At 72.0% G+C, this 17,106-nt stretch carries 15 protein-coding genes; 3 read left to right on the forward strand and 12 right to left on the reverse strand.

The window, feature by feature from the left end; genetic code table 11:
- Positions 1 to 39: 39 nt before the first annotated feature.
- Positions 40 to 1,536 (reverse strand): glutamate-cysteine ligase family protein, encoded by a 1,497-nt coding sequence (locus JT362_RS06290; RefSeq protein ID WP_260190061.1) that lies wholly within the window; start codon positions 1,534 to 1,536, stop codon positions 40 to 42.
- 197 nt (positions 1,537 to 1,733) lie between these two features.
- Between JT362_RS06290 and JT362_RS06295 the strand changes: the two genes are divergently transcribed.
- Together JT362_RS06295 and JT362_RS06300 are read left to right on the forward strand one after the other, a co-directional pair.
- Positions 1,734 to 2,540, forward strand: coding sequence for a TrmH family RNA methyltransferase (locus JT362_RS06295; protein WP_260190062.1), 807 nt, complete (start codon positions 1,734 to 1,736; stop codon positions 2,538 to 2,540).
- A complete protein-coding gene (locus tag JT362_RS06300; protein WP_375546449.1) occupies positions 2,533 to 3,126 on the forward strand; it encodes a DUF2537 domain-containing protein in 594 nt (197 codons plus the stop codon). The genes JT362_RS06295 and JT362_RS06300 overlap by 8 nt, the downstream gene beginning before the upstream one ends.
- A 149-nt stretch (positions 3,127 to 3,275) precedes the next feature.
- Here JT362_RS06300 and JT362_RS06305 read toward each other — a convergent pair whose 3' ends face one another.
- From JT362_RS06305 to JT362_RS06320, 4 genes are all read right to left on the reverse strand, one after another.
- Positions 3,276 to 3,818: a hypothetical protein gene (locus tag JT362_RS06305; RefSeq protein ID WP_260190063.1), complete on the reverse strand. Its 543-nt coding sequence runs from the start codon at positions 3,816 to 3,818 to the stop codon at positions 3,276 to 3,278.
- Positions 3,819 to 3,895: 77 nt separating this feature from the next.
- A complete protein-coding gene (gene xynA, locus JT362_RS06310; protein ID WP_311202665.1) occupies positions 3,896 to 4,840 on the reverse strand; it encodes an endo-1,4-beta-xylanase XynA in 945 nt (314 codons plus the stop codon).
- Positions 4,841 to 5,044: 204 nt separating this feature from the next.
- Entirely contained in the window at positions 5,045 to 6,883 is a 1,839-nt protein-coding gene (locus JT362_RS06315; RefSeq protein ID WP_260190064.1) for an ABC transporter ATP-binding protein, read from the reverse strand.
- A complete protein-coding gene (locus JT362_RS06320; RefSeq protein WP_260190065.1) occupies positions 6,880 to 8,655 on the reverse strand; it encodes an ABC transporter ATP-binding protein in 1,776 nt (591 codons plus the stop codon). The genes JT362_RS06315 and JT362_RS06320 overlap by 4 nt, the downstream gene beginning before the upstream one ends.
- Positions 8,656 to 8,769: 114 nt before the next feature.
- On the opposite strand from JT362_RS06320, the gene JT362_RS06325 reads away from it, so the two are divergent.
- Entirely contained in the window at positions 8,770 to 9,015 is a 246-nt protein-coding gene (locus JT362_RS06325) for a hypothetical protein (RefSeq protein ID WP_260190066.1), read from the forward strand.
- 402 nt (positions 9,016 to 9,417) lie between these two features.
- Here the strand turns inward: JT362_RS06325 and sepH are convergent, their stop codons facing one another.
- The 7 genes from sepH to JT362_RS06360 all read right to left on the reverse strand — a co-directional run bounded on the left by sepH (position 9,418) and on the right by JT362_RS06360 (position 17,101).
- Positions 9,418 to 10,800 carry a septation protein SepH gene (gene sepH, locus JT362_RS06330; RefSeq protein WP_260190067.1) on the reverse strand — a complete coding sequence of 461 codons (1,383 nt, stop codon included), beginning with the start codon at positions 10,798 to 10,800 and terminating at the stop codon, positions 9,418 to 9,420.
- Between the two features lie 125 nt (positions 10,801 to 10,925).
- Positions 10,926 to 11,762: a phosphoribosylaminoimidazolesuccinocarboxamide synthase gene (locus JT362_RS06335; protein WP_260190399.1), complete on the reverse strand. Its 837-nt coding sequence runs from the start codon at positions 11,760 to 11,762 to the stop codon at positions 10,926 to 10,928.
- 2 nt (positions 11,763 to 11,764) lie between these two features.
- Positions 11,765 to 12,907 carry a phosphoserine transaminase gene (gene serC, locus JT362_RS06340; protein ID WP_260190068.1) on the reverse strand — a complete coding sequence of 381 codons (1,143 nt, stop codon included), beginning with the start codon at positions 12,905 to 12,907 and terminating at the stop codon, positions 11,765 to 11,767.
- A 190-nt stretch (positions 12,908 to 13,097) separates the two neighbouring features.
- On the reverse strand, positions 13,098 to 14,453 hold the full coding sequence (locus JT362_RS06345) for a serine hydrolase domain-containing protein (protein ID WP_260190069.1): 1,356 nt from the start codon (positions 14,451 to 14,453) through the stop codon (positions 13,098 to 13,100).
- A 58-nt stretch (positions 14,454 to 14,511) separates the two neighbouring features.
- On the reverse strand, positions 14,512 to 15,129 hold the full coding sequence (locus JT362_RS06350; RefSeq protein ID WP_260190070.1) for a response regulator: 618 nt from the start codon (positions 15,127 to 15,129) through the stop codon (positions 14,512 to 14,514).
- Positions 15,126 to 16,316 carry a sensor histidine kinase gene (locus tag JT362_RS06355; RefSeq protein WP_260190071.1) on the reverse strand — a complete coding sequence of 397 codons (1,191 nt, stop codon included), beginning with the start codon at positions 16,314 to 16,316 and terminating at the stop codon, positions 15,126 to 15,128. Before JT362_RS06355 ends, JT362_RS06350 begins: the two co-directional genes overlap by 4 nt.
- Positions 16,295 to 17,101, reverse strand: coding sequence for an ABC transporter permease (locus JT362_RS06360; protein ID WP_260190400.1), 807 nt, complete (start codon positions 17,099 to 17,101; stop codon positions 16,295 to 16,297). The genes JT362_RS06355 and JT362_RS06360 overlap by 22 nt, the downstream gene beginning before the upstream one ends.
- Positions 17,102 to 17,106 lie beyond the last annotated feature (5 nt).

Below are 17,106 nucleotides of genomic sequence, written 5' to 3' on the forward strand. Positions count from 1 at the left end.
ACGCGACAATATGCCAGGTGGGCAACGGCCGCCGGGTCCCTACGGTACCGGCCAGGTGTGCACCGGCTGGTTGGACGCCGCCAGCTCGACGTACCGGCGCAGCATCCCGACCAGCGCGGCGTCCCGGTCCAGGCCCCGGTCCTCCAGGCCGGCCACGGTCTCCCGCTGCCAGGTCGACCCGGTCCGCTGGGCCAGGCAGCGCTGCTCGATCACCCCGAGGTACCGCTCGCGGGCCTCGTCGGAGACCTTGCAGTCGCGCAGGCCCTCGTGCGCCATCGGCAGCAGCCGGCGCAGTACCAGCTCGTCCGGCGGCACCCAGCCGATGCCCGGCCAGTACAGCTGCGCGCCGAACGCGTGCCGGGCGCCGGCGTACAGGTTCTCCTCGGCGGCCTGGAACGACATCTGTGTCCACAGTGGACGATCCTCGGCGGCGAGCGCGCGCTGGGCGCCGTAGAAGAACGCGGCGTTGGCGATCATGTCGAGGACGGTCGGGCCGGCCGGCAGCACCCGGTTCTCCACCCGCAGGTGCGGCACGCCGCCGACCACGTCGTACACCGGGCGGTTCCACCGCCAGATCGTGCCGTTGTGCATCCGCAGCTCGGCGAGTTTCGGCGCGGTGCCCGAGTCGAGCGCCTCGATCGGGTCCTCGTCGTCGATCTCCGGCAGCAGACCGGGGAAGTAGCGGACGTTCTCCTCGAACAGGTCGAAGATCGAGGTGATCCACCGCTCGCCGAACCACACCCTCGGCCGCACGCCCTGGTTCTTCAGTTCCTGCGGACGGGTGTCGGTGGCCTGCTGGAACAGCGGGATCCTGGTCTCGTGCCACAGCGCCTTGCGCAGCAGGAACGGCGAGTTCGCGGCCATCGCGACCTGCACGCCGGCCAGGCACTGCGCGGCGTTCCAGTTCGGCGCGAACTCCTCCGGCGGGACCTGCAGGTGCAGCTGCGCGGACGTGCACGCGGCCTCCGGCAGGATCGAGTCGGCGCTGCTGCGCAGCCGCTCGCCGCGCTGGCCGGGGATCGCCGCGCCCTCCATGTGCAGGACCATGTCCTCACCGCGGGCGGCGAAGATCGTCTCGTTGAGCTGCGTGTAGCGGGGGTTGCCGGACAGCCACCTCGCCTTGAAGTGCTCCTCGCGCAACGTCGGCAGCATGCCGATCATCACCAGCGACGCGCCGGCGTCCCGGGCCTTGTCGTTGGCGTCGTCGAGGGAGGCGCGCACCTCCCGCTCCAGCTCGCTCGCCTCGTCGCCGGCGAGCGGGCGGGGCCGCACGTTCAGCTCCAGGTTGTGCTGGCCCAGCTCGGTGGTGAACGACGGGTCGTCGAGCTTCTCCAGTACGACGCTGTTGGCCATCGCCGGGCGCAGCGCGTCGTCCACCAGGTTCAGCTCGACCTCGAGGCCGATCTGTGGGGGTGAGGTGGAGAACCCGCCCTCGGTGAGCATCCTCGCCAAGGCGTCAAGGCACCGCTGCACCTTCGTCCGGTAGCGCTGGCGGTCCGAGCGGTCGAACACGCCGGTCGCCACATCCTGTCCCATGGTCGGACCTCCCCTCGCCGGACGGGGGAAGTCCGGCGTGTGCGCGGGAGTACCAACGGTTACATACCCGTGAACCCTCAAGCTAGGGGCCAAAAAGGTGCACTACGACACGTCGGTTGTTACGCACTGCTAAACATGCGCTGGTGCGACGTAACAAGCCGGCGGGTATGTCCGGGCGGCTCCCGCACTGTGGGACCATGCGCCGTGTGATCGAGGTGCGGGACCCGGACGACGAGCGACTGGACGACTTCCGCGCCCTCACCACCGCCGACCGCCGGCCCGACCGCCCGGGCGGGCGCGGGTTCGTGATCGCCGAGGGCGTGGTCGTGGTGCGGCGTCTGCTCGCCTCCCGCTACCCGCTGCGCGCGGTGCTCGGCGTGCCGCGCCGGATCGAGGAGCTCGCCGGCGACCTGGCGCCGCACACCGCGCCGGTGTACGCGACGTCGGCGGAGGTGATGGCCGAGGTCGTCGGGTTCCACCTGAACCGGGGCGTGCTGGCGGTCGCCGACCGGCCGGTGCCGTGGACCGCCGAGGATGTGGTGGCCGACGCGCGGCGGCTGCTGGTGCTGGAGGGCGTCGGCGACCACGAGAACCTGGGCTCGCTGTTCCGCAACGCGGCCGCGCTCGGCGTCGACGGCGTGCTGCTCGGGCCTGGCTGCTCGGACCCGCTGTACCGGCGCAGTGTGCGGGTGTCGATGGGGAACGTGCTCGCGGTGCCGTTCGCGCCGTTGGAGCCGTGGCCGGTCGGACTGAAGTGGTTGCGGGACAAGGGTTTCACCGTACTGGCGATGACCCCGGCGGCGGGCGCGGTGCCGGTCGGGGAGTTCGCCGGCGCCGCGCGGGTGGCGTTGCTGCTCGGGTCGGAGGGGCCCGGGCTGACCGCCGACGCGGTGGAGGCGGCGGACGCGGCGGTGCGGATCCCGATGGCGGACGGGGTCGACTCGCTGAACGTGGCCACCGCGGGGGCGGTCGCCTGCTACGCGCTCGGCGGTGCGGATGGCTGACGGGGTGCTGTTGCGGATCGAGGGGGAGCGGGCGGTGCTGGTCGGTCGCGACGGCACGGCCGAGCGCGCGGTCGACCCGCGCCGGCTGCCGTTGGGCGCGGAGCTGACCGAGGCACTGCACGAGTGGGCACGGGTGGCGACCGCGGTCGGCCGGGGCGAGCAGGAGGCTGGTGCGGCCGCCGGGGCGGTGGTCACCCGCCGGGGACTGCAGCTCGCGGGCCGGGTGGCGGCGACGATGGGGGTGCCGGTCGGCTACCAGGACCCGCTGACCGGCGAGCAGCACACGGTCGAGCCACGGCCGGAACCGGCGCGGCCGGTTCGTTCGGCGGAGCCGACGCCGTGGCTGACCGGGCTCACGGTGTCGGCGGTGAGCCTGGTGCTGGTGCTGATCACGGTGGTCACCCTGGCCGCGACCCTCGCCGAGACGCACGCGCTGCTGGCGGTGGCGTCGAACGTCGTGGTCACGGCGGGGCTGCTGCCGTCACTGTGGCTGGTGCGCCGGCAACCGGTGTGGCGCTGGGTCGCCTACGGCGTGGCCGCCGCGATCGCCATGGCCTGGCTCGCGCTCCCGTTCATCCTGGTGTGAAGGCGTCGCCCTGGCGAGCGGTCATGGCCGGCGTGGTCCTCGGCGCGACCCTGCTGATCGGCGCCGTCGCGGGCCCGTACCCGGCGATGCGCGCCGCCCGCCTGTCCCGCACCGAGGCCTTCGCCCCGTCCGGCTGAGGTGCGCCGCACTCACCACGGGTGTCGGGGTTGCCAGGCAGCCGGCGGCGGCATGGGGCGGGCCCGGGCCGCCCGCTTGACCGCGAGTCCCCGGGACACCCCGGGCAGGCACCACAGCACCATCAGCGCGAGGAACGGGACGAGGAACACCAGCCCCCACATGGTGTTCGAACCGCCCTCGAGCGCGCCGTGCACCACCACGCCCATCGGCCCGAGCATCAGGAGCACGCAGAGCACCCGGGGCCACTGCCGCCCGGTCGCGGTGAGCAGCGCGCACACGCCGAGCAGGGCGATCGCCGCCACGGTGACGTACATGACGATGATCAGGGTCTCGTTGTACGCGATGGCCTCCGCGCCGCCCTTGAGTCCCTTGCCGTCGCCGGACGCGCGGCTCGCCACGCCGTCGTACCGCTCCAGGAGCTTCACGTTGTCGTGCATCTGGACGACCCGGAGCGTGGCGACCGCGGTCAGCAACACCGACACGACGACGGTGATCCACTTGGTGGTCGTCAGCATGCGGGTCGACGGCGGTGCCGGCGGCGCGTGGTGGTACATGAATCCCTCCCGGTTCCCGGCGAGCCTAGGGACGCCGGGACCGGGAGGGGGTCAGGTGAACACCCGACAGCGCGGGTTCAGTTCGCGCTGCAGGAGACCGTCGGCCAGTTCCAGTTGCCGTTGTGCTGGATGGTGACGCCCCAGTTGTTGCCGTTGCCGTTGGGTCTGGCGACGAGCTGTTGCGCGCTCGGCCAGTTCGCGTCGATGTTCCAGGTCGCGATGATCGTCGCCGGCGAGGGCACGTTCATCGTCACGGTCCAGTTGTTGGCGCCGGAGACCGCGACGTTGAGGTTGTACCGGTCGCTCCACCGGTCACCGGCCGACAGCGACGCCGTGCAGTCACCGCCGCCCGGGTCACCGCCGCCGGGGGTGCCGCCGACGGTGATGTTGGAGCTCCCGCTGCTCTGGTAGCCCTCGGTGGCCATGATCATGTAGTCGTGGTTGCCCAGGTTCATGCCGTGCCTGGCCCACGCGTCGAAGTGGTTGCCGGAGGTGATGGAACCGCCGGTTCGCTTGGCCTGGCGCACGCTCCAGTACTGCGGGAACGTCCGGATGCCGTCGATGGACGGGGCGTCGTAGCGCATCGTGCGGTAGATGTCGTAGGTGCCGCCGTCGCTGGTGACGGTGCCCTGGTACTCGCCGGTCGGCCGGTAGGTGCCCCAGTTGTCGACGATGTAGTACTCGACGAGCGGGTTCCTGGTCCACCCGTAGAGGGTCAGGTACGAGTTGCCGGACGGGTTGAAGCTGCCCGAGTAGTTCACCGTCCGGCGCCCGCCGGTGCTCCAGCCCTTGCCGGCGACGAAGTTCCCGGTGTTGCGCCACGAGGTGCTGTAGTTCCCGCCGGAACCCAGTTCCATCGAGACGGTGCCCTGGCTGTCGGTCCAGAACGAGTAGAAGTAGCCGCCGTGGTTGCCGGTCTGGTTCTCGGTGACGGCGGCGTGGGCGATGCCGGGGGACACGGCGAGGCCCGCGGCCAGCGCCACGACGCCGAGTCTGGTGAGGAGCCGTCTGGCACGGTTCATACGTGTTTCCTCCTCGTCGAGGAACGCGGTGGGGGTGCCAGTCAGTGTTGGTTCGGTCGCGCCGAGTTGTCAAAGATTTTCAGAAACGTTGCGGTAGCCAATCGCGTCTTCTGGCGCGTCTTGCCTGCTCAACCAGGCCCGGCGTGGGACGCAGGGCCTGGCTCGTCGAGCTGTTTCGAGCGCTGATTTCCGGTACTTTTCGGCCTACGCCAGTGACTCCAGCCAGGTCCGGTGCAGGGCGGCGAACCGGCCGCCGGACGGGTGTGCGATCAGCTCCTCCGGGGAGCCGTCCTCCACCACCCGGCCGCCCTCCACCACCAGCACGCGGTCGGCGATCAGCACCGTCGACAGGCGGTGCGCGATGATCAGCGCCGTCCGGTCGGCCAGCACCGACTCCAGCGCGCGCTGCACCGCCCGCTCGGTCGGCACGTCCAGGCTGGACGTCGCCTCGTCCAGCACCAGCACCGCCGGGTCGGCCAGGAACGCCCTGGCGAACGCCACCATCTGCCGCTGCCCCGCGGACAGCCGGCCGCCGCGCTTGCGCACGTCGGTGTCGTACCCGTCGGGCAGCGCGCGGATGAACTCGTCCGCACCGACCGCCCGCGCCGCCGCCTCGATCTCCGCCCGGCTCGCGGACGGGCGGCCGAGACCGATGTTGTCCGCGACCGAGCCGGCGAACAGGAAGTTCTCCTGCGTCACCGTGACCACCGCGCGCCGCAGCTCCGCGTCGGCCACCGCCCGCAGGTCGACGCCGTCCAGCGCGACCGTGCCGACCGGCGGGTCGTAGAACCGGGCCACCAGCTTCGCCAGCGTCGACTTGCCCGCGCCGGTCGCCCCGACCAGCGCCACCGTCTGGCCGGCCGGGATCGTCAGGTCGAACTCCGGCAGCACCACCGGCCCGGCCGGCGAGTACCGGAACTCCACGCCGGCGAACGTCACCGCGCGCCCGGTGCCGGCGGCCGGCAGCGCGACCGGGGACTCCGGGTCGACCACGGTCGGCCGCTCCTCCAGCACGCCGGAGATCTTCTCCAGCGCCGCGATCGCCGAGGTGTAGGAGTTCGCGAACATCGCCAGCTCGTCCAGCGGGTCGTAGAACCGCCGCAGGTACAGCATGAACGCGGTCAGCACGCCCAGCTCAAGGCCGCCGTTCACCACCCGCACCGCGCCGATCACCAGCACCAGCGCGAGCGACAGGTTCCCGACCAGCCGCACGGTCATGGTGAACGTGGCCATCACGTCCAGCGCGGTCTTGTTCGCGCGCCGGAACTCGTCGTTCAGCCCGGCCAGGATCCGCTCGTTGCGCGGCTCCCGGCGGAACGCCTGCACCGCACGCATCCCGTTCATCGTCTCCACGAACTGGACGATGATCTTCGCGATGGCGCCTCGGGTGCCGCGGTAGGCGTGCCGCGAACGCAGGTAGAACCAGCGCGTCACCCACAGCACCGGGATCAGCCCGGCCAGCACCAGCAGACCGAGCGGCGGGTCGAGCACGAGCAGCACGACCGCGATGCCGAACACCGACAGCACCGCGGTCAGCAGCCCGTCGAGGCCGTCCTCGAGCAGGTCGTGCAGCGAGTCGATGTCGCTGGTCAGCCGCGAGATGACCTTGCCGGAGGTGTACTTCTCGTGGAACGACAGCGACAGCCGCTGCGCGTGGTCGAACACCCGCCGGCGCAGGTCGAGCAGCACGTCCTGGCCGAACCGGCCGGACACCTTCAGGAACGCGAACCGCAGCGCGGCGGCGCCGAGCCCGGAGCCGAGGTAGCCGCCGACGCACCAGGCGAGCGCGGCGGTGTCGCCGTCCAGCGCGTTCGGGATGCCGGTGTCGATGGCGACCGCGATCAGCACCGGCCCGGCGAGCGTCAGCGCGTTCTCGGCGATCACCAGCAGCAGGGCGAACAGACCGGTGCCAAGCCGGGGGCGCACCAGCGAGCCGAGCAGCACGCGGGAGCGCCTCTGCAGCCGGGCGCCGACGATCGCGTCGAGTTCCTCGACGTCCTCGGCGGCGACCCCGCGCCACTGCTCCTCGTCGGTCGTGCTCACGCGACCACCTCGCTGCGTTCGTCGTCCAGTGTGGACAGCAGGGCGCGGTACTCCGGGTTGGTGGCGAGCAGTTCCGAGTGGGTGCCGACGGCGGCGATCCGCCCCCCGGACAGCAGCGCGACCCGGTCGGCGAGCTGCACGGTGCTCGGCCGGTGCGCGACGACCAGCGCGGTCACGTCCCGCAGCACGCTGCGCAGGGCCTGCTCGACCTCGGCCTCGGTGTGCACGTCCAGCGCGGACAGCGGGTCGTCGAGCACCAGCACCGACGGCCGGCCGACCACCGCGCGGGCGAGCGCGAGCCGTTGCCGCTGCCCGCCGGACAGCGACAGCCCCTGCTCGCCGATGCGGGTGTCCAGGCCCCACGGCAGGTTCTCGACGAACTCCGTCGCCGACGCGACCCGCAGCGCCTGCCGCACGTCGTCCTCGGTGACGTCGGCGCCGCCGCCGAGCGCGATGTTCTCCCGCACGCTCGCGGAGAACAGCACCGGCTCCTCGAAGGCGGTGGCCACGACCTCACGCAGCCGGGCCAGTTCCAGGTCGCGCACGTCGACCCCGTCGATGGTGACCCGGCCCGAGGTGACGTCGGCGAGCCGCCCGACCAGCGCGGTCAGCGTCGTCTTGCCGGACCCGGTGGCACCGACCAGCGCGACCGTCTCACCGGGACGGACGTCGAGCGTGACCCCGCGCAGGGTCTCGCCGTCGGAGCCCGGGTAGGCGAAGTGCACGTGGTCGAACCGCAGGTGCCCGGTGGCGCTGGGCAGCCGGCGCGGCCGGTCCGGGTCGGTGATCGTGACCGGCGCGTCCCGGACCTCCCAGTAGCGGATGGCGGCGGTCGCGGCCTGGTTCGACTCGGCCAGCAGCCAGCCGATGGAGTCGGTCGGCCAGCGCAGGTAGGTGGCGACGGCGACCGCGGCGACCATGGTGCCGAGCGTCATGGTGCCGTCGGTGATGGCGAAGGCGCCGTAGAGCAGGTGACCGCCGATCGCGATCTCCGGCAGCATGATGATCGCCGCCCAGAGCAGGCCGATGACGTGCACCTTCCGCAGTTCCGTCCGCCGGAGTTCCCGCGCCTGCGCGGCGAACGTCCCCGCGAGGTGCGGCCCGCGCCCGAACGCCTTGAGCACCCGGATGCCCAGCACGGACTCCTCGACGGTCGTGGCGAGGTCGCCGTTCTGGTCCTGCGCGCGGCGGGCGAGGACGGCGTACTTCGACTCGTACAACGTCGAGATGAGCACGAGCGGCAGGGAGCACAGTGTGGAGATCGTCCCCAGCACCGGATCCAGCACGAACAGCACCACGAGGCCCAGCACGAGCGTCAGGCTGTTCACGATCAGGAAGATGAACGCGAACGCGATGAACCGCCGCAGGGTGGAGAGGTCGGACACCGCACGCGAGAGCAGCTGTCCGGACTGCCACCGGTCGTGGAAGCTGATCGGCAGCCGCTGCAGGTGCCGGTACAGATCGTCCCGCAGCTCGGCTTCGATGCGCGTGCTCGGTCCGGAGATGAGCCGCCGCCGGATGAAGAAGAACAGCGCCTCGCCCGCGCCGAGCGCCCCGACCGCCGCGATCAGCCAGCCGAGCCCGCTCGTGTCGCCGTCGGCGACGGGCCCGTCCAGAATCCGCTGGACGACCAGCGGAATCGTGAGCCCGCAGACCATCGAGGCGAGCACGGCCGTGCCCGAGCCGATCATGCGGGCGCGGACGGGTCGGAGGTAGGGGGCGAGCCGGCGCAGCGCGGCGATGTTCTGGCCGCGATCCTTAGTGTTGGTCATGATCTCCCCATCAGTGCCCGTCGACGGTAGGCGAACGGGCCGGGCGCGGGCATCTGGTTTTCGAGCCTGCGACCTCGAGTGCGGTGGAGGTCAAGGACGCGGGATCATTCCCACATGACGCGACCGGAGCCGGTGCGTTTCCTGCGCACCGAGTCATCGATGGCCTTCCCCGACGGCCGCCTCCTGGCCCTCCGCGACGGCCAGCTACACGTCCTGGCCCCGGACGGCTGGACCCGACTGCGATCCACCCGCCCACCCGGCACCACCTGGCTGACCCGAGAAGAAGCCGAAGACTGGTGCGACCGCGAAGGCTGGAACCTCCACCTACTGGACGAGGTCCCCACCACCCGCACCGTCTGACCCGCGAGTCCTACGTCCCCATCGCGCGAGTCGTACGTTCTCGTCGCGCGAGTCGTACGTTCTCGTCGCGCGAGTCGTACGTTCTCGTCGCGCGAGTCGTACGTTCCGGGTGCGCGAGTCGTAGATTCCGGGTGCGCGAGTCGTAGATTCCGGGTGCGCGAGTCGTAGATTCCGGGTGCGCGAGTCGTACGTTCCGGAGCGTTGGACTCGCCGGACGGGAACCTGGGCTCGCCGGACGGGAGCGTACGACTCGCCGGACGGGAGCGTACGACTCGCCGGACGGGAGCGTACGACTCGCCGGACGGGAGCGTACGACTCGCCGGACGGGAGCGTACGACTCGCCGGGCGGGAGCGTACGACTCGCGAGCCTTGTGGCGTTGGTGGTGCTCGCGCGGGGGTGGGTCAGCGGTTGGAGCGGGTGCCCAGGAGGACGTCCTCCCACGAGGGGACGATCGGGCGGCTCTTCTTGCCCTTCTTGGCCCGGGCGGCCGGTTGGGGAGCGGGCTTCGGCTCCTCCTTGGCGGCCGGGGCGGGCTCGGGCTCCGGTTCCGGGGCCGGCTCGGGCTCGGGGGCGGGGGCGGGCTTGGCCGTCGCGGGCTGGGGAGGCGGGGTGGCGGCTGCGGGCTCCTCGCGGGCCGGGTGGTCGGTCGCGGGTTCCGGGCGGGTGGAGCGGTCGGCTCGCTGGTCGGCCGGGGGGTCCGGGTGGGTCGAGCGGTCGGGTGCCGGTTGGCGAGGTGCGGCCGACGGGGGCTCGGGGATGCGTGTGGCGCGGGCGGTGGGCCTGGACGCCGGAGGCTCGACAACCGGCTCGGCGGCGGGCTCCGGCTCAGGTTCCGACCTCGAATCCGCCTCCGCCGGGGAGGGAGCGGGGGCCGGGACCGGGCGGGCTGTGGGCGGCTCGGGGGCTGGGCGCTCCTCACGGGTGGGCTCGGGGCGTGTGGCGGCGGGCTTGCGGGGGTGCGGGCTCGGCTTGCGGGGCTCGGGCTCGGTGAGGGCTATCGGGAGCTCCGGCTCGTCGGTCAGCTCGATGTCCTGGACGAACTCCTGCTCGCTGCGTGGCTCGGGTTCGTCGGCCGGCTCGCGGTGGGGCGGCTCGTCGCCGCCGACGACCTGGCGGCGTTCGACCGGCTCCAGCGGGGGGCGCTCGGCCTGGAGGGCCTGCGCGGCCAGTTCGGTGACCGGGCGGACCGTGCGCAGCTGGCGGTTCGGGTTCGGGTCGAGCAGGTCGACGGCGTGGTCGTCGAGCGGGCTGACGGTGCCGCCGTGCGCGCCGGGGTGGAACGACCAGTGCGCGCGGTTGTGCGAACGGCCGGCGGTCCAGGTGAGCTGGATCACCCACTTGCCGTCCTCGCCCTTCCAGGAGTCCCAGGTCGCGGCGCTGTAGTCCTGGCCGCGGGCGGTGAACACCTGCGCCACCACCTCGCCGAGCTCCTGCACGTCGGGGCCGTCCTCGCGGATCGGGTGCGCGCGCTGGGCCAGCTCGGCGGTGCGGGAACGCTCCAGCAGCACCGGGTAGGCGAACCGCTCCACGCGGTTCGCCGGTACGCCGGCCGCGGCCGCGACCTGCTCTACTGACTCTCCCGCACGGATGCGGGACTGGATCTCACGAGGACGCATCTGGCTCTCCAGCTCGATGGCGATCTGGCCGAGTCGGGTGACGTCTCCTCGGGCCGCAGCACGCAGCCGCTCGTCCGCGGGAATCTGGAAACGCTCGCCGCGCGCCGGGTCCTCGACGATGACGACCTTGCCGTCATCCCCGAGTCCGACGACCCGGAGCGAACGCATCGCGGCCTCCCTCGAACAGACTTCACCTCGCCAGTTGCCACGCTAGTTCGGCGGGTCGCCTTGACGAGCTAGGCGCGCCGAGTACCGTGCCGTCGGTCCGAAAACCGATCCTGCCCGACTCCGGCCTACGCGCGCCAGCCCAAACCGGTGATCTTCTCGTAGGCGTCGACGTAGCGTGCCCTGGTGGCGGCGACCACGTCGGCGGGTAACTCGGGCGCGGGCGGCTGCTTGTTCCAGCCGGTGCCGGCGGCCCAGTCACGCACGAACTGCTTGTCGTAGGCGTGCTGCGGACGCCCCGGCACCCAATCGTCAGCCGGCCAGAACCGGGACGAATCGGGCGTGAGTACCTCGTCGGCGAGGGTGACCACGCCGTCCTCGGTGAGGCCGAACTCCAGCTTGGTGTCCGCGACGATGATGCCGCCCTCGGCCGCCCGCTCGGCGCCGCGCCGGTACACCTCGAGCGTGAGGTCACGCAGCCGGACCGCCAGCTCGGTGCCCACCACCTCGGCGACCTCGGTGAACGTGGCCGGCGCGTCGTGCCCGCCGTCGGACACCTTGGTGGTCGGGGTGAAGATCGGCTCCGGCAGCCGGCTGCCCTCGACCAGGCCCGGCGGCAGCGCGACGCCGGAGACCGCGCCGGTGGCCTGGTACTCCTTGAGGCCGGAGCCGGCGAGGTAGCCGCGGGCGATGCATTCGAACGGCACCATCGCCAGCTTCCGGCAGCGGATCGCCCGGCCGGCGAACTCGGCCGGTACGTCGGTGGCCGAGACCAGGTGGTTGGGCACGATGTCGGTGAGCTGCCCGAACCACCACACGGACAGCCGGGTCAGCAGCTCACCCTTGTCCGGGATCGGGGTCGGCAGTACGACGTCGTACACCGACACCCGGTCCGAGGCCACCAGCAGCAGGTCCGCGCCGTCGGAGTAGATCTCGCGGACCTTGCCGCTGTAGACGTGCTGCATGGTCACACGCGCTCGACCAACCAGTCGACGCACCGAGTGAGCGCGGTGACGTCGTCGGGATCGACCGCCGGGAACATCGCGACGCGCAGCTGGTTGCGGCCGAGCTTGCGGTAGGGCTCGACGTCGACGATGCCGTTGGCGCGCAGCACCTTGGCGATGGTGGCGGCGTCGACGTCGTCGGCGAAGTCGACCGTGCCGACGACGTTCGACCGGCTGGCCGGGTCGGCGACGTACGGGGTGGCGTAGTCGCTGCGCTCGGCCCACTCGTACAGGCGGGTGGCGGAGTCCTCGGTGCGCGCGGTGGTCCAGGCCAGGCCGCCGTTGCCGAGCATCCAGTCGATCTGCTCGGCGAGCAGGTAGAGCGTGGCGACGGCCGGGGTGTTGTAGGTCTGGTCCTTGCGCGAGTTGTCCAGCGCGGTGGTGAGTGACAGGAACTCGGGCACCCAGCGCCCGTTCGTGCCCAGCTCGGCGACCCGCTCCAGCGCGACCGGGCTCATCAGCGCGAGCCACAGCCCACCGTCGGAGGCGAAGGACTTCTGCGGCGCGAAGTAGTAGACGTCGAAGTCGCGGGCGTCGACCGGCAGTCCGGCCGCGCCGGAGGTGCCGTCGATGGCGATGAGCGCGGCCTCGGACCCGGCGGGCCGGGTGACCGGCACGGCGACGCCGGTGGAGGTCTCGTTGTGCGCCCAGCCGACGAGGTCGCAGCCCTCGGCGTACTCGATGGCCGGTGCGGTGCCCGGGTCGGACTTGACGACGACCGGGTCGGCCAGGAACGGCGCGCCCTCGGTGACCTTGGCGAACTTCGAGGAGAACTCGCCGTAGGTGAAGTGCTGGGCGCGCTCGCGGACCAGACCGAAGGCGGCGGCGTCCCAGAAGGCGGTGGTGCCGCCGTTGCCCAGTACGACCTCGTAGCCCTCGGGCAGGGAGAAGAGGTCGCGCAGACCCGCACGCACGCGTCCGACCAGGGACTTCACCGGCTTCTGGCGGTGCGAGGTGCCCATCAGCGCGGAACCGTCGGAGGCCAGCCGGGCGAGCTGCTCCGGACGGACCTTGGACGGACCGGAGCCGAACCGCCCGTCGGACGGCTTGAGGTCGGCGGGCAGCACCAGTGAGGTCGGGTCGGTCGTGGTCGGTGACTGCGTCATGTTGACGGCGCCTCTCGGCAGTACGGGCTTGGGTCACGGCGACGTTGCCGAGGCCAGTCTCCCTCATCGCGCCGGTGCGTGCCTCGACCCCCCAGGCCGGAAGCCCGAGTTGTCCACAACCCACCCGGTTGTCCACATGTCGATCACCAGGGCTTGACAGCCGCCGATTCGCCCAGTTGAGAGGCGTTGATCAGTGGATGGGCCAGGTGCCGAGGTCGAGACCGCCGGGGATGGGGGCGGCCGGGTCGTACGGGGTGCGGGTGAACACGAACGTCGCCAGGTCGAGGTGGCTGGGGGCGCCGTCGGCGTGGTGGTGCAGGCGCAGCGTCTCGCCCGCGTAGTAGCCGTCCAGGCCCACCCAGGTCCCGGCGCCGGTCGGGCGGAACCGGGACGCGCGCCCGCCGCCCGCCGTCGGCCGCAGGTCCAGCCACCCGTCCGGCAGCAGGCGCAGCACGAACGGCGTCGGACCCCAGAACCACTCGCCGGTCAGGGCCAGCAGCCCCGGATCGACGGACTCCTGCGGCAGCCATTCGGCGGGCAGCGCCGGCTCGTAGTCGTCGACCAGTTTCAGCAGGTCGACGCCAAGGGTGGACACGCCGACGCCGGCCGTGCTGTTGGTCAGGACGACCGAGCCGGTGGTGGTCGCCGGGTCCACGACCACGCTCGCCAGGAACCCGGGCATCGACCCGCCGTGGCCGGTCAGGCGGCGGCCGGAGTCGCGGAAGGTCTGCAGGCCGAGGCCGTAACCGGAGGTCCACGCGTCGCCGTCCTCGACGGCGGCCGGGGCGCGCATCTCGGCGACCGTGTCCGGGTGCAGCACGTCGCCGGTGTCGCCGGCCAGGAAGCGCAGCCAGCGGGCCAGGTCGGTGATCGTGGACCAGAGCTGTCCGGCGGGGGCCATCGCGCCGGCGTGCGGGGCCGGTTCGGGCAGCAGCACGTCGGCGTAGGGGTGCACGGCCCAGCCCTGCGCGTGCGGGGCGACCGGGTGCGGGTCGGTGCGGGTCATCCCGAGCGGCGCGAGCACCTCCTCGCCCAGCGCGGACTGCCAGTCGGCGCCGCGCAGCTCGGCGATCAGCTGGCCGAGCGCGCCGTAGCCGACGTTGGAGTAGTGGAACCGCTCGCCCGCGCGGTGCAGCGCCTGCTCGCCGGACATGCTGTCCTTCAGCGCCGCCCAGTCGTCACCGGGCGCGCGCTCCCACCAGGCGCCGGGGGACTCCGAGGTCAGGCCGCCGGTGTGGGACAGCAGCTGCGCCACCGTCAGGTGTCCGAACGACGTGCCGCCGACGTGCTTGTCCAGCGCGTCGTTGAGGTCCAGCCTGCCCTCGTCGCGCAGGCGCATCACCAGCACGGCGATGAACGTCTTGGTGATCGAGCCGATCCGGTACTGGGTGTCGACGGTCGGCGTGGCCCCGTCGACGGCGCCGCGCGCCCCGGTCCAGAGCAGGTCCTGGCCCCGGACGACGCCGGCGACCAGCGACGGAGCCCTGCGCTCCGCCTGTTCGACGGCGACCCGGCGGAGCAACGCGAACTCGGTGGTCTGCAGCATGGCCCGCATTCTCACCCATGCTCCCGCGCGGGCTTAATCGGTCATGGGTCGTTACCAGTTACCGCAGCAGGCCCTGGGCCATCGCGGTCGTCACGGCGGCGGTGCGGTCGGACACGTCGAGTTTGCCGAACGCGCGCAGCAGGTGGGTCTTCACGGTCGCCTCGGTGATGTGCAGCGCGCGGCCGATCTCGGCGTTCGTCAGGCCCTTCGCGACCAGTTCCAGCACCTCGACCTCGCGGCCGGACAGGGTCTGCCGCTCGGGCCTGCGCACCCGGTTGACCAGGCGGCCGGCGACCGACGGGGCGAGCACGGTCTCGCCGCGGGCGGCCGCGCGGATCGCGTTCGCCAGGTCGGCGCGGGAGGCGTCCTTGAGCAGGTAGCCGGACGCGCCCGCCTCGACCGCGCGCAGGATGTCCGCGTCGGTCTCGTAGGTGGTCAGCACCACGACGCGGGCCGGGGAGAACGCCAGGATCCGCTCGGTGGCGGCGACGCCGTCGAGGCCGCGCATCCGCAGGTCCATCAGGATCACGTCCGGCTCGACCGCCCTGGTCCGGGCGACCGCCTCGTCGCCGGAGCCCGCCTCGCCGACCACGGCCAGGTCGGGTTCGGCGTCGAGCATCCCGCGCAGGCCCTCCCGCACCACCGGGTGATCGTCGACCAGCAGTACGCGGATCAACGCGGGACCTCCATCTCGATCGTCGTCCCCGACGCTCCACTGTGCACGGTCAGCTTGCCGCCGACCTGGGCGGCCCGCGAACGCATGCCGCGCAGGCCGTAGGCGGTGTCGAACACGTGGGTCGGGTCGAAACCGGTGCCGTCGTCGGTCACGGTCAGCGTGGTCGTGGTCTCGCCCGCGTTCAGGCGGACGGTGACCTCGCCGGCTCCGGAGTGCCGGCGCACGTTGGTCAGCGCTTCCTGCACGGCCCGCAGCAGTACCACCTCGATCACGGTCGGTAGCTCGCCGAGCTCGCCGTCCACCCGATAGGTGGCTCGAATGGGTGTTTCCTCGGCGAGCCGTTCGAGCTGGCGGTGGATCGCCTGGTCGAGCGACCCGGTGCCGAGCGCCGACGGCATCAGCCCGGCCACCAGCGCCCGCGCCTCACCCAGGTTCTCCCTGGCGGTCCTGGCCGCGAGCGCGAGGTGCCGGCGGGCCTTGTCGGTGTTCCGGTCCAGCTCCGACTCCGCGGCCTGGACCAGGGTGACCAGGCTGGTGAAGCCCTGCGCGAGCGTGTCGTGGATCTCCGCGGCGATCCGGGACCGCTCCGCGGTGACGCCGGCCTCGCGGGAGAGCCGGGTGATCTCCTCCCGGCTCTCCTCGAGCTCCCGGATCAGCAGGGCGCGGTCCTCGCTCTCGGCGATGATCCGGTGGATCCAGACCCCGACCGCGAGGGCGAACGCGGTGGTGAACAGCGTGCCGGGGCCGAGTACGGCGAGCGTCGTCGACATGCCGTCGCGGATCATCGTCGACACCGGCGGCAGCAGGTTGACGCCGATGATCACCGGCACCGCTTCCCGCAGCGTCAGGGTCATGAACACCAGCGGGCAGGCGGCGAACAGCGCGAACGACGCGTTGCCGTCGAACATGACCGCGATCACCAGCAGCAGCACCACCCCGCCGGCGAAGATCCGCCCCTGCCGGATGGTGGCCGGCACCTTCTCGGTGATCATCGGCCGGCCGAAGAACGTGTACCACGCCGCCATCGCGGCCAGGACGGAGACGGCGCCGATCTTCGCCGTGGTGCTCGCGTCGGACAGCACCATGAGCAGGCTGACCGCGCAGAAGCCGACCACGAAGTAGACGTCCCACAGCCAGAACCAGCGCACCCACTCGTGGCTGGGTTTCAGCTCCTGCGGTTCGTCCACCGGAACGTCGCCAGGCACAGCACCAGGCCGATCACGCACCACGCGCCCAGCATCAGCGCCGTCGTCCCGAGTTCCCATGAGCCAGCAGCCTCCTGAGCCATCATGCTGTCCGGTAGGAAGACCGAGCGAAAGCCCTGGGCCGCCCACTTGATCGGGAAGAGCGACCCGACCTGCAGCATCCAGTCCGGGAGCCCAGCGATGGGGATGTAGACCCCGGACATGAACAGCAGCGCGATGAAGGGCAGCTGGGTGACCGCGCCCGCGCTCTGCGCGCTCCTGGCGATCCCGCTGATCGCGATGCCGAGCAGGGCGCAGCTGATCACGGAGAGTACGAACACCCACGCGAAGGTGAACCAGCGAGCGGCTTCGGTCGGCAGCGACAGGTCGTAGAGCGCCATGCCGACGGCGAGCAGCAGTACCACCTCGGCCAGACTCGCGACCGCGACCAGCACGATCTTCCCGACGAAGTACGCGGTCGGCGGCATGGGGGTGCCGCGCAGCCGTTTCAGCGTGCCGTCCTCCCGGTCCAGCGCGACGCCGGTGCCGAGGTTGACGAAGGAGGTGGAGACGATGCCGGCGCCGATCATGCTGGCCGCGAAGACCTGGCCGACCGAGACGCCACCCGGGTAGACGTCGTCGAAGATCGAGCCGAGCAGGACGAGCAGGAACGCCGGCAGGGTGAAGGTGAAGATCACCTGGTCCTTCTGGCGGAAGAACTGCCTGAGCTCGACGGCGCCGCGGGCGAGGCCGATTCCGGCGGTGGTGGGGAGGGCCGCGGTGGTCATGGTGG

It is taken from the genome of Actinophytocola gossypii, from assembly GCF_025165815.1.
GTDB classification, from domain to species: Bacteria; Actinomycetota; Actinomycetes; order Mycobacteriales; family Pseudonocardiaceae; genus Actinophytocola; species Actinophytocola gossypii.